General features: G+C 70.1%; 11 protein-coding genes and 2 pseudogenes. 7 read left to right on the top strand and 6 right to left on the bottom strand.

What is annotated here, in order from left to right; genetic code table 11:
* Positions 1-30 precede the first annotated feature (30 nt).
* The 5 genes from L2X98_RS10950 to L2X98_RS10930 form a co-directional block, all read right to left on the bottom strand.
* Positions 31-1,038 (bottom strand): LacI family DNA-binding transcriptional regulator, encoded by a 1,008-nt coding sequence (locus L2X98_RS10950; RefSeq protein ID WP_259610926.1) that lies wholly within the window; start codon positions 1,036-1,038, stop codon positions 31-33.
* Positions 1,039-1,059: 21 nt separating this feature from the next.
* Positions 1,060-2,529 (bottom strand): GH1 family beta-glucosidase, encoded by a 1,470-nt coding sequence (locus L2X98_RS10945; RefSeq protein ID WP_259610925.1) that lies wholly within the window; start codon positions 2,527-2,529, stop codon positions 1,060-1,062.
* A 56-nt stretch (positions 2,530-2,585) separates the two neighbouring features.
* Positions 2,586-3,467, bottom strand: coding sequence for a carbohydrate ABC transporter permease (locus L2X98_RS10940; protein WP_259610924.1), 882 nt, complete (start codon positions 3,465-3,467; stop codon positions 2,586-2,588).
* Entirely contained in the window at positions 3,464-4,570 is a 1,107-nt protein-coding gene (locus L2X98_RS10935; protein WP_259610923.1) for a carbohydrate ABC transporter permease, read from the bottom strand. Before L2X98_RS10935 ends, L2X98_RS10940 begins: the two co-directional genes overlap by 4 nt.
* A 110-nt stretch (positions 4,571-4,680) precedes the next feature.
* Positions 4,681-6,009, bottom strand: a complete 1,329-nt coding sequence (locus tag L2X98_RS10930) for an ABC transporter substrate-binding protein (RefSeq protein ID WP_259610922.1) — start codon at positions 6,007-6,009, stop codon at positions 4,681-4,683.
* A 254-nt stretch (positions 6,010-6,263) separates the two neighbouring features.
* Here L2X98_RS10930 and L2X98_RS10925 point away from each other — a divergent pair, with 254 nt between their 5' ends.
* The 6 genes and pseudogenes from L2X98_RS10925 (at position 6,264) to L2X98_RS20970 (ending at position 9,840) form a co-directional block, all read left to right on the top strand.
* Positions 6,264-6,980 (top strand): FAD-dependent oxidoreductase, encoded by a 717-nt coding sequence (locus L2X98_RS10925; RefSeq protein WP_259610921.1) that lies wholly within the window; start codon positions 6,264-6,266, stop codon positions 6,978-6,980.
* 523 nt (positions 6,981-7,503) lie between these two features.
* Positions 7,504-7,752, top strand: a complete 249-nt coding sequence (locus L2X98_RS10920) for a phosphoribosylformylglycinamidine synthase subunit PurS (RefSeq protein ID WP_259610920.1) — start codon at positions 7,504-7,506, stop codon at positions 7,750-7,752.
* A pseudogene (purQ, locus tag L2X98_RS10915) lies at positions 7,749-8,457 on the top strand (phosphoribosylformylglycinamidine synthase subunit PurQ). The gene L2X98_RS10920 and the pseudogene purQ overlap by 4 nt, the downstream one beginning before the upstream one ends.
* Positions 8,458-8,510: 53 nt before the next feature.
* Positions 8,511-8,846: a cupin domain-containing protein gene (locus tag L2X98_RS10910; protein WP_259610919.1), complete on the top strand. Its 336-nt coding sequence runs from the start codon at positions 8,511-8,513 to the stop codon at positions 8,844-8,846.
* Between the two features lie 65 nt (positions 8,847-8,911).
* Positions 8,912-9,394 (top strand): Rossmann-fold NAD(P)-binding domain-containing protein, encoded by a 483-nt coding sequence (locus L2X98_RS20975; protein ID WP_354002750.1) that lies wholly within the window; start codon positions 8,912-8,914, stop codon positions 9,392-9,394.
* On the top strand, positions 9,346-9,840 hold the full coding sequence (locus L2X98_RS20970) for an NAD(P)-dependent oxidoreductase (RefSeq protein WP_354002749.1): 495 nt from the start codon (positions 9,346-9,348) through the stop codon (positions 9,838-9,840). The genes L2X98_RS20975 and L2X98_RS20970 overlap by 49 nt, the downstream gene beginning before the upstream one ends.
* Before the next feature lie 16 nt (positions 9,841-9,856).
* Here the strand turns inward: L2X98_RS20970 and L2X98_RS10900 are convergent.
* Positions 9,857-10,371: pseudogene (locus L2X98_RS10900) on the bottom strand (adenine phosphoribosyltransferase).
* 208 nt (positions 10,372-10,579) lie between these two features.
* Between L2X98_RS10900 and L2X98_RS10895 the strand changes: the two are divergent.
* Positions 10,580-12,256, top strand: coding sequence for a glycoside hydrolase family 13 protein (locus L2X98_RS10895; RefSeq protein ID WP_259610918.1), 1,677 nt, complete (start codon positions 10,580-10,582; stop codon positions 12,254-12,256).
* Positions 12,257-12,262 lie beyond the last annotated feature (6 nt).

Here is a 12,262-nt window from a genome sequence, read left to right as displayed (position 1 = left end):
AGCGGGCGGCATAGACCCGCGGAAGCCCCCTCAGGCCGAGGCGCGGACCACGAGCTCGGTGGGCAGGACCGTCTCGTGCGGCGGCTCGCCGCCGGCCAGGATGTCCAGCAGGACGGCGGCCATGCTCTCGCCCTGCTCGAACGACGGCTGCCGCATCGTGGTCATCTGCGGTGAGACGGATGTCGCGACCGGCGAATCGTCGAAGCCGATCAGCGCCACCTCCTCGGGGATCCGCACACGCTGTTCGGCGAGCACGCCGAGGGCTCCGCGTCCCATCAGATCGCTGGCCGCGAAGACCGCGTCGGGCCGGTTGCCGGACTGAAGGATGCCGCGCATCGCCCGCGCCCCGCCGTCCGAGGTGAACTCGCCGTCGACCACGGCGACCTCGGTCAGCCCGGCCGCGCTCAGCGCGTCGCGGAAGCCCTGCAGCCGGTCGCGCGACGCGGCCATCGTCAGCGGGCCGGTGATCATCGCGATCCGCTGGTGCCCCTGCGCGATCAGATGGTTCGTGGCATCCCGCCCGCCGACCAGGTTGTCGACGTCGACGTAGTAGTCGGATGCGCGGTGGCGGATCGGACGCCCGCCGTACACCACCGGCATGGTCGCCGCGATCCGGTCGATGAAGGTGTCGCTGGTGTGGTGCGAGACGATGATCGCGCCGTCGACGTTGCCCCCGCGCATGTAGCTGGTCATCTTGTCGCCGGGGTCGTCGCTGGCGATGAAGAGGTTCAGCACATAGTCCGAGCGCGTCAGCCGCGCGTTGATCCCGGACACGATCGCGGCGAAGAACGGGTCGCCGAAGAACTTCGTGGTGTCCTCGGGCACGACCAGCGCGATGGCGAGGGTCTGCCGGCTCGCCAGCGAACGGGCCGCCCGGTTGGGCACGTAGTTCAGCTCGGCGATTGCGCGCCGCACCGATTCCAGGGCCGCCGGGCTGACCGACGTGGATCCGTTCACCACGCGCGAGACGGTGGAGCGCGACACCCCGGCGGCGGCGGCGACCTCTTCGATCGTCGCGCGCGTGCTCGGTGTGCTCATCGGATCCCCTCCCGTCGGATGTTAGCGCGCGGCGACGGCGGCGATGTCATCCAACTCCCGGGCGCCGATGATGCGAGCGTATTCGAGGCCGCTGTCCTTGACCGTCCGCTCCTGCGTGTCGTAGTCGACGTGGACGATGCCGAACCGCTTGTCGTAGCCCCACGCCCACTCGAAATTGTCCAGCAGCGACCAGTAGAAGTAGCCGCGGACGTCGGCTCCGGCATCCACCGCATCCAGCACCGCACCCAGGTGCCCGCGCACGTACTCGGTGCGCTCGTCATCGTGGATGCGAACCCCGCCGTCCTCGACGACCGGCTCGTCGTCGTAGGCCGCCCCGTTCTCGGTGACGTACAGCGCGGTGCCGGCCGCGCCGGCATACTCCTGCTGCACGCGCACGAGCAGGCGGGTCAGCCCCTCGGGCTGGACCTCCCAGTTCATCGGGGTGCGCGGCAGGTCGCGGTCGTGCCAGAAGATCCCGTCGTGCGAGGGGAAGGGGGATGCCGTGGCCCGGGCGGTCGGCGCGTCTCCGCCGGTGACCGCCTCGGCCGGGGCGTGCCCGCCGACGAACTCGCCGTGGTAGTAGTTCACGCCGAGCGTGTCGATGGGCGTCGCGATGACCGGCAGGTCGCCGGGCCGGATCGCGTCCTCGAGGCGGGCGACGGCGTCCGCGTCGACGGCGCGGATGTCGTCCACGACGTCGGCCGGGTACCGGCCGAGGAACACGGGGTCCAGGAACCACCGGTTGAACTGCCCGTCGATGCGCCGGGCGGCATCCCGGTCGGCCGGATCGGCGGGGTCCACCGGGTCGGCGACGGTGAGGTTCAGGGTCAGCCCGAGGTTCAGCGCGGCATCGCGAGCCCGCAGCTCGCGCACGGTCTGGCCGTGCCCGAGCAGCAGGTGGTGCGCGGCGAGCAGCCCCTCGGTCACGCTGGTGTGCCCGGGCGCGTGCACGCCGGCGGTGTGGCTCAGGAACGACGCGCACCAGGGCTCGTTCAGCGTGGTCCACACGTTGACGCGGTCCCCGAGCGCGTCATGCATGTCCAGCGCGTACTCGGTGAACCGGTCGGCCGTCGAGCGCACGGTCCAGCCGCCCTGCTCCTGCAGCGCCTGCGGCAGATCCCAGTGGTACAGCGTGAGCCACGGCAGGATGCCGGCATCCAGCAGCTCGTCGACCAGCCGCCGGTAGAAGTCCAGGCCGGCCGCGTTGACCGCGCCGCCGTCGGGCCGGACCCGCGCCCACGACGTGGAGAACCGGTACGTCTGCACGCCCATCCGCTTCATCAGCGCGACGTCGTCGCGGTAGCGGTGATAGTGGTCACACGCGACATCCCCGTCGTCGCCGTTGATGACGGCGCCGGGGACGCGGCAGAACGCGTCCCAGATCGAATCGCGGCGGCCGTCCTCGTGGGCGGCGCCCTCGATCTGGAACGCGGCGGTGGCGGCACCGAACAGGAACTCGGTGGGGAAGGGCCGGGCGGGCGTATGGGTCATGGCGTGGAGATTCCCTGTCGTGGCGGACGTCGTGGTGGTGGTCGTCGTCGTATCCATCATCCCTTGACCGCACCCGCCATGATCCCCGACACCAGCTGCTTGCCGGCGACGACGAGCACGACGATCAGGGGGAGGGTGGCCAGGACGGCTCCGGCGAGCACGACCGCGTAGTCGACGTACTTCGCACTCTGCAGCTGGCTGAGCGCCACCTGCAGCGTCGGATTCTGCGGCACCACCAGCAGGGGCCAGAGGTAGTCCGTCCACGCGGTCATGAAGGTGAACAGGCCGAGGATGCCCATGGCCGGACGCGCGGCGGGCACCCCGACGTGCCAGAACGTGCGGAACATGCTGGCGCCGTCGATGCGGGCGGCCTCGATCAGCTCGTCGGGGATGACGTCGACGAGGTACTGCCGCATGAAGAACACACCGAACGCCGTGACCAGCGTCGGGATGATGACGGCGCCGAGGGTGCCGGTCCAGCCGAACTGCTTCATCAGCATGAACATCGGGATGATGCCCAGCTGGGTCGGCACGGCGAGCGTGGCGATCACGAACACCATGAGGCCTTCGCGCCCGCGGAACCTCAGCTTCGCGAACGCGTAGCCGGCCAGCGTGGAGAAGAGGATGACGGATGCGGTGATCACGCCGGCGACGATGATCGAGTTGGCGAGCGCCTTCCAGAAGTCGATGGTGTCGAAGACCTCGGCGACGTTCGTCCAGAACTGTCCGCCCGGCAGGAGCGGTGGCCAGGTCTGGGTCAGCGCGGCGTTGTCGCGCGAACCCATGACGAACGACCAGTAGAGCGGATAGGCGCCGGCGATGAAGAAGACCGCGACGAGGGTGTAGCTGAACCATCCGGGCCGGCGCTCGATGCCGAAGCCGCCACGGCGGTGCCGCCGCGAGCGCGCGGGCGCCGCGGTGAGGGTCTGCGCGGTCATTCGATGCCCCTTTCGGTTCCGGCTGGCACGACGGGTGCGGCGGGTGCGGCATCCGATCCGGCAGCCTGCGCGGCACGCACGCGGTCGAGGCGGCGCTGGCGGCGCCGTGAGACGGCCTTGGCCTCGACGCCGGAGATGCTGCGGGTGATCAGGAAGTTCACGATGCCGATCGCGACGATCATCAGGAACAGGATCCAGGCGACCGCCGCGGCCTTGCCGAACGATCCGCGGTTGAAGGCGAGATCCCACAGATACAGCACGGTGGTCTGGTACTGCCGCTGCGGCCCACCGGGGGTCGAACTGGCGGCGTTGAACAGCTTCGGCTCGGTGAAGATCTGCAGGCCGCCGATGGTCGCGGTGATCACGACGAAGATGAACGTCGGCCGGATGCTGGGGATCGTGATGGAGAAGAACCTGCGCACCGCTCCGGCGCCGTCGATGGCGGCGGATTCGTGGATGTCGCGCGGCACCGCCTGCATGGCGGCCAGCAGGATGAGGGCGTTGTAGCCGGTCCAGCGCCAGTTGACCATGGTGGCGATCGCGAGGTGGCTGGGCAGGGTGTCGGTCTTCCACATCACGTCGGGCAGGTTGAGCGCCTCGAGGAGGTTGTTGATCAACCCGTACTTCTCGCCGAACATGTTGCTGAAGATCAGGGTGACGGCGACCGGGGTGACCACGTACGGCAGGATCACGCTGATGCGCCAGAACGTCTTCGCGCGCAGGTTCTGGTCGAGCACCGCGGCGATCACCGTGGCGGCGATCAGCTGCGGGATCGCCGACAGGAAGAAGATGCTGAAGGTGTTGAACACCGAGTTCCAGAACAGCGGGTCGGTCAGCTCCGTGCCGAAGTTCTCGAAGCCCACCCAGTCGCCGGCCCCGGTGAGAAGGTCCCAGTCGTTCAGCGAGACCACGAACGTGTACACCAGCGGGAACAGGCCGACGAGGCCGAAGAGAACGAAGAACGGCGCGACGTAGAAGTACGGCGAATAGCGCACGTCCCAGCGGCTGAGCCGCTGCCGGAACGTGAGCGCCGGGGTCGGACCGGCGGGTCGCCGGACGGGCGATGACTGCTGCCGAGTCGGCGGTTGGAGCGTGGAGGTCATGTCTGCTCTCTACCTCTGGCGGGATGCGGGGGCGTGGTGAGCCCGGTGGGATGCGGGCGGGCCCCCCGAGGGATGTCCGGAGGGCCCGCCCGGTGCTCGAGCGTCGAGCGCTACTTGTTGATGACGAGCTGGTCGAGCAGCTTCATGGCGTTGTTCCACGCCTTGGTGCCGTCGGCCTTGCCGGAGTCCAGCTGCTGGATGCTCGGGCCGAACACCTGCTCCTGGATGACCGCGTCGTCCGGACCCTTGTACTGCGCCTTCACACCCTCGGCGCGCTTGGCCAGGATCTCCCCGATCGGCGCGTCGTTGAAGAACTTCGTCAGTTCGCTCTCGCCGGTCACGCCGGGGTCGCTCTGGGCCTTCACGACGCTCGGGAACGCGCCGGCCTTCTGGAACTCGGCGACCTCAGACGAGGCGCTGGTCAGGTACGCCGCCAGCTCGGCGGCCTCCTTCGGGTGCTTCGAGGTGGTCGGCACCGTCAGGAACGAGCCACCCCAGTTGGCGGGGCCGCCGGGGAAGACATCGGCGAAGTCCCAGCCGGTGCTCGCGTCGCCGCCGGCGGACTCTGCCCCGCCCTTGACGTTGCCGAGCATCCAGCCCGGGCAGACGAAGACGGCGAACGAGCCGTCGGTGAACGCCTTGCCCCCGCCCCAGTCCCACTGGGTCTGGTTGCTGCTCAGACCATCGGCCGCACCCTGCGCGAGAAGGGCCCAGCGCGCCTTCAGATCGGCGTTGTCCTTGACGTTCAGCGTGCCATCGCTCTTGTAGTAGCCCTCGGGCAGCTGGTTGACCATCGAGTTCCAGACGAAGCCGGACTGATCGTACCACGCCTTGCCGGTCTTGTCGTGGTAGTCCTTTCCGATCTGGAAGAACTTGTCCCACGTCGCATCGGCGCCGCCGAAGTATTCGGCGACCTTGTCACGGTCTGTCGGCAGTCCGGCCGCAGCGAACAGCTTGCTGTTGTAGCAGAGCCCCTCCGGTCCGATGTCGGTGCCATAGCCGATGATGCGGCCGTCCTTGTCGGTGGCCTGCTGCACCTTCCACGGCACCCAGTCGCCCTTGGTGTCGTCGGCGCCGTACTTGGTCAGGTCGGTGAAGCTGTCGCTGACCTGCATGACCTTGCTCAGCCAGCCCTCTTCGACGGCCTGCACATCGGGAAGACCCGCCCCGGCCGCCTGCTTGGTCTGCCAGTCGGTCAGTGCGTTGCCACCGGTGTCGATGTTGGTCGCCTTGATCGTGATGCCGGGGTGGTCGCTCTCATACTGCTTGTAGAGGTCGTCCATCCCCATCGCGCCGAACGTGGTGACGGTCAGCGTGATCTTCTCGTTCGAGTCGCCGGAGTCGGAGCCACCGCTGCCGGCGCAGCCGGCGAGGGCGAGAACAGCAGTGGATGTGGCGGCGATCGCGACGGCGGTGCGTCGCAGTGCACGTGATTTCACGGGTCACTCCTTTGTGGTGTCGGGTTCTTGCAAGTACGGGCTTCCTGCACGGCTCGTGTCGCAGGCTCTAGATGGGAGCGCTCCCAAGCACGCGACCGACTTTATGGGACCGCTCCCATCTGGGTCAAGGGAGCGCTCCCACGAAATCGGTCACGATTTGATCACGGCGCCATCGGTGCCGCTTCGCGCGGCCGGAATCGGCATCCGCTGTCGCTTCTTCCGGGCGCGGATGCTGATTCCGCTAGCGTGAGCGTGTGGGAGTGGGCGGCCGGGTCGGCATCATCGGGGGCGGCATCGTGGGCATCGCACTCGCCCGCGCCCTGGCGGGCCGCGGCGACGAGGTCACCGTGCTGGAGAAGGAGGCGCGCCTCGCTCAGCACCAGACCGGACACAACTCGGGTGTCGTACACGCCGGGCTGTACTACGCACCCGGTTCGCTGAAGGCCACGCTGTGCGCGGCCGGGCGCACGTCGATGCGCGAGTTCTGCCAGGACAAGGGCCTGCCCTTCCGCGAAGTCGGCAAGCTCGTGGTCGCGGTGGATCCCTCCGAGATCCCGGCGCTGGACGAGATCGAGCGGCGCTCCCGCGAGAACGGCGTCCCGAGCCTCGCCCGCATCGACGACGTCACGCGCCTGCGCGAGATCGAGCCGCACGCGGCGGGGGTGGCCGCGGTGCACTCGCCGCACACCGCGGTCGTGGACTACTCCTCGATCACCGAGGCGATGGCACAGGACGTCCGCGCCGCCGGGGGCCGGATCCTGCTCGGCCACGAGGTCACCGCGATCGCCGACGAGCGCGGCCGGGTCCGGGTGACCACGCCGGTCTCGAGCCACCTGTTCGACCGGGTGATCGTCTGTGCGGGCTGCAGTCCGACGTCGTCGCACGCTTCGTCGGAGCCGACCCGTCGCCGAAGATCCTGCCGTTCCGCGGCGAGTACTGGAAGCTGCGGCCGGAGCGCACCGGTCTGGTGAACGGGATGATCTACCCCGTTCCCGATCCGCGCTTCCCGTTCCTCGGCGTGCATTTCACCCGCGGCGTCTACGACAACGTCCACGTCGGACCGAATGCGGTCCCGGCCCTGGCCCGCGAGGGGTACACCTGGTGGCAGTGGTCGGCCCGCGACACCTGGCAGTCGCTGGTCTGGCCCGGTGCGTGGCCGCTGGCCAAGGAGCACTGGCGGATGGGTGTGGACGAGATCAGCGGATCGCTGATCAAGCGCCGCTGGTTCCACAAGGCCCGCCGGTTCGTGCCCGAACTGACGATGTCCGACCTGACGCACAAGTCCGCCGCCGGGGTGCGCGCCCAGGCATGGGCCCGGGACGGCGCACTGGTGGACGACTTCGCGGTCGACCAGGTCGGGGCCGTCACGCTGCGCAATGCGCCCTCCCCGCGGCCACCAGTTCGCTCGCGATTGCGGAGTACGTCATCGAGAATCACCTGGCGGCCGCACCGTAGACTGGCGGTGCCCCTTTTCCGCGACATCCGGAGCCTCGAATGCCCACCATCGTCGTCGACGTCATGCCCAAGGCCGAGCTGCTCGATCCGCAGGGGAAGGCCGTCGCCGGCGCTCTCGCGCGGATCGGCGAGACCCCGTTCCGTGCGGTGCGCATCGGCAAGCGCTTCGAGCTCACCGTGGACGGCGAGGTCGACGACGCCACGCTCGCGCAGGCGCGACAGGTCGCCGCCGACATCCTGTCCAACGCGGTGATCGAGGATGTCGTGGGCATCGAGGTCGTGGAGTGACCACGCGGATCGGGGTCATCACGTTCCCCGGATCGCTCGATGACCGCGACGCGCAGCGCGCGATCCGCATCGCCGGCGCCGAGCCGGTGGCCCTGTGGCACGGTTCGCATGACCTGGAGGGCGTGGACGCCCTCGTCCTGCCGGGCGGGTTCAGCTACGGCGACTATCTGCGCTCCGGCGCCATCGCCGCCCTCTCGCCGATCATGGCGGAGGTCAAGGATGCCGCGGCCGGCGGCCTGCCGGTGCTGGGCATCTGCAACGGCTTCCAGATGCTGGTCGAGGCGCACCTGCTGCCGGGCGGCCTGATCCGCAACGCCGGCCAGCAGTTCGTGCGCCGGGACCAGCGGCTGCGGGTGGAGAACGCGGCGACGGACTGGACCGCCGAGTTCGCGGCCGGCGAGGAGATCGTGATCCCGCTGAAGAACGGCGAGGGCGGCTACATCGCGGACGCCGAGACGCTGGCGCGCATCGAGGGCGAGGGCCAGGTGGCGTTCCGCTACGTGGGTGTGAACCCGAACGGCTCGCTGAACGACATCGCAGGGCTGTCCAACGAGCGCGGAAACGTGGTCGGGCTGATGCCCCACCCCGAGCACGCCGTCGAGCCCGGCTTCGGGCCGAACACGCCCGACGCCATGCGCTCGGGCACCGACGGGCTTGCGCTTCTTCTCCGCGGCGATCTCCGCAGTCGCCCGCGCCGCAGCCTGACCCTCCCGCCGAGACGGGGAACGTGCTTGACTTGCGGCACGGAGGTGTCCCCGGTGTCGCAGAAGATCTCCCTGATCGCGCAGGCGCGTCAGCAGCTCAGCCTCGCCGCGCACGCGCCCAGCGGCCGCAGCGCGAAGACGATCTTCGGCGGGCACGAGCGGATGCTCCGGCAGACCGTGATCGCACTGTGCGCCCGCCGCGAGCTCGAGGAGCACAACAACCCGGGCGAGGCGACCCTGCACGTCATCCAGGGGCACATCCGGCTGATCGCCGGCAGCACGGTCTGGGAGGGCCTGCCCGGCGACTTCCTCATCGTCCCGACCGCGCGCCATTCGGTGCAGGCGGTCGAGGACTCGGCGTTCGTGCTGACCGTGGTCAAGACCGTCTGAGGCAAGACCGTCTGAGGCGGCGCCTTCTGAGTCAGGGCCTTCTGCGCCGGCGGTAGCGTGGGAGGATGCCCCGTCTGGTCGTGTCCGTGCCCACCGAGTCGCTCGCCGAGGACCTCGCCGATCTGCCCGACGACGTCGAGCTGATCGTCTGGCCGATGGATGCCCCGACCGACCGCGAGGCGATCGACATCGTCGTGCCGCCGTACATGGGCGGCAGCGCCGCCGCCGTCTTCGCGCAGCTGCGCGACGTGCGCACGCGGCTCATCCAGGGCCAGTCCATCGGCTACGAGCACGTGGTGCCGCACCTGCCGGCCGGCCGCGTCTTCGCCAACGCCGCCAGCGTGCATGAGACCTCGACCGCCGAGATGGCGCTCGCGCTGACCCTGGCCGCCCAGCGGCAGATCCCCGACTTCGTGCGCGCCCAGGACGAGCGGCGGTGGCAGCCGGTGTTCGCTGCGAGCCTCGCCGACCGCCGGTTGCTCGCCTCGGCTACGGCGGCGTGGGCAAGGCGACCGCGGCGCGCCTGGCCCCGTTCGAGGTGCGGCTGACGGTGCTCGCGCATCGGGCACGCGTCGAGGACGACATCCCGGTGCATGGATCAGACGAGCTCGCGGCGCTGCTGCCGGATGCCGAGATCGTGATCGCCACGCTGCCGGGAGGCGACCAGACCCGCCACCTGATCGACGACGCCGCGCTGTCGCTGCTGCCCGACGGTGCGCTCATCGTCAACGTCGGGCGCGGGGCGATCGTCGACACCGACGCGCTGGCCGACCACGTGGGCCGCGGCCGGATCCGGGCGGCGCTGGATGTCACCGATCCCGAGCCGCTGCCGGCCAACCATCCGCTGTGGACGCTGCCCGGTGTGCTCATCGCGCCACATGTGGGCGGAGCATCCACCGCCATGGCGCCGCGGATCGCGCGGCTGATCCGCCGGCAGGTGGAGCGGATGCTCGCCGGCGAGGCACCGGTGAACGTCGTCCTCCCGGCATCCTGATCCGGCGCGGGCCGACTCAGGCGCGGAAGACGGTGTGCACGTCGCCGACCAGGGCGCGGCCACCGAGGGCGGTGAGCTCCATCAGCACCGACGTGCCGACGACCGTGCCGCCGAGCTCGGCGACGAGGGTGTGCGCGGCCTGCAGGGTGCCGCCGGTGGCCAGCACGTCGTCCACGAGCAGGAGGCGGACGCCGGGACGGATGTCGTCGTGCGCCTCGATGGTCGCGGTGCCGTACTCGAGGGCGTAGTCGACGGATGCCGCGGGCCGGGCAACTTGCCGGCCTTGCGGATCGGCACCAGTCCGACGTTCGCCGCGATCGCCACGGCGCCGGCGAGCAGGAATCCGCGTGCCTCGACCCCGGCGACGACGTCGAACTGCCCGGCGAAGGGCGCGATCATCGCGTCGATGGTGGTCCGCAGGGCACGGCCGTCCGCCAGCAGCGGCGTGATGTCGCGGAAGAGGACGCCCGGTTCGGGATAGTCCGGGATGCTGCGGATCAAGCTCTCCGCGCGCGCAAGCTCATCGGGCACCCGTCCACCCTACGCGGCCCCTTCCCTCCCCCGTTCCATCCCCGACTCTCCCCGTTCCCTCCCCGGTCCGTCCCGCGAAATCGTACGATTTGGCCGAAACCACATCAATTTCGGCCCAGGATGATGTGCAGTCGGCCAAATCGTACGATCCCGCGGAGAGGAAGGCGGGCGCGGCGACATGTGTAAGCGCTTGCACTACGCTGTTCGCATGACTTCGCCCGCGCTCGACACCGCCCGCGCCCTGCCCACCGCCCCGGGGTCGGAGTGGTGGCGCTCTGCCGTGATCTACCAGATCTATCCCCGCTCGTTCGCGGACGCCAACGGCGACGGCGTGGGCGACCTGCCCGGCATCACCGCCCACCTCCGGGACCTGCAGACCCTCGGCGTGGACGCGGTCTGGCTCAGCCCGTTCATGACCAGCCCGCAGAAGGACGCCGGCTACGACGTCGCCGACTACTGCGACGTCGATCCGCTGTTCGGCACGCTCGAGGACTTCGACCGGATGCTGGAGCGCGCGCACGAGTGCGGCATCCGGGTGATCGTCGACCTGGTCCCGAACCACTCCTCCGACCAGCACGTCTGGTTCCAGGCGGCGCTGGCCGCCGACCCCGGCAGCCCGAGCGGGCCCGCTACCTGTTCCGCGACGGCCGCGGCGAGCACGGCGAGCTTGCCGAACAACTGGGAGTCGGTGTTCGGCGGTCCCGCCTGGACCCGCGTGACCGCACCGGACGGCACTCCCGGCCAGTGGTACCTGCACCTGTTCGACGCATCGCAGCCCGACTTCGACTGGACCAACCCCGAGGTGCGCGCGGAGTTCCGTCGCATCCTGCGGTTCTGGCTCGACCGGGGCGTGGACGGCTTCCGCGTGGACGTCGCCCACGGCCTGATCAAGGCCGACGGCTTGCCCGACTACACCCCGGCCGTCGACGGCGGCTCGATGGGCGGCGACGAGACCGACGTCCCGTACTGGGGCCAGGAGGGTGTGCACGACGTATACCGCGACTGGCATAAGGTGCTCGCCGAATACGACGGCGACCGCGCCCTGTGCGCCGAGGCGTGGCTGCCGACCATCGCGCAGACGGCGCTGTGGGTGCGCCCGGACGAGATGAACCAGGCCTTCAACTTCGGCTACCTGATGAGCGAGTGGAACGCCGGCGCCCTGCGCCGGGTGATCGCCGACTCGATCCGGGAGTACGGCGCGGTCGGGGCCCCGAGCACCTGGGTGCTGTCCAACCACGACGTGATCCGGCACGCGTCGCGGCTCGCGCTGACCGCCGACAGCCCGCAGGGCGAGGGCATCGGCCCGAACTCCCCGGGCAAGCCCGACCCGGTGATCGGCCTGCGCCGCGCGCGTGCGGCCACGACGCTCATGCTCGCGCTGCCCGGCTCGGCTTACCTGTTCCAGGGCGAGGAGCTCGGGCTGCCCGAGGTCATCGACATCCCGGATGAGGCCCGGCAGGATCCGACCTGGTTCCGCACCGGCCACCAGCGGTACGGCCGGGACGGCTGCCGCGTCCCGATCCCGTGGCGGTCGGATGCCCCGGCGTACGGCTTCAACACGACCGGGACGTCGTGGCTGCCGCAGCCGGCCGAGTGGGCGCGGCTGGCCCGCGACGCGCAGTCGCAGGACCCGGCATCCACCCTCTCGCTCTACCGGCAGCTGCTCGCCGAGCGTCGCACGCGCGGCCTGGGCGTCGGCTCCCTCACCTGGACCGACTCCGAGCGGACGGATGTCGTCGCATTCCGCAACGGGAATGTCGCGGTGGTGGCGAACATCGGCGCCGAGCCGATCCCCGTCCCCGCGGGGCGGGTCATCCTGTCCAGTGGACCGCTGGCCGACGGGATGCTGCCGGTCGACACCTCGGTCTGGGTCGAGACGGACTGAGGCGGA

This window comes from Microbacterium elymi, from assembly GCF_021582895.2.
Classification (GTDB): Bacteria; Actinomycetota; Actinomycetes; order Actinomycetales; family Microbacteriaceae; genus Microbacterium; species Microbacterium humicola.
The sequence above is the reverse complement of the archived record's forward strand: the minus strand, read 5'-3'. Positions and strand labels throughout refer to the sequence as shown.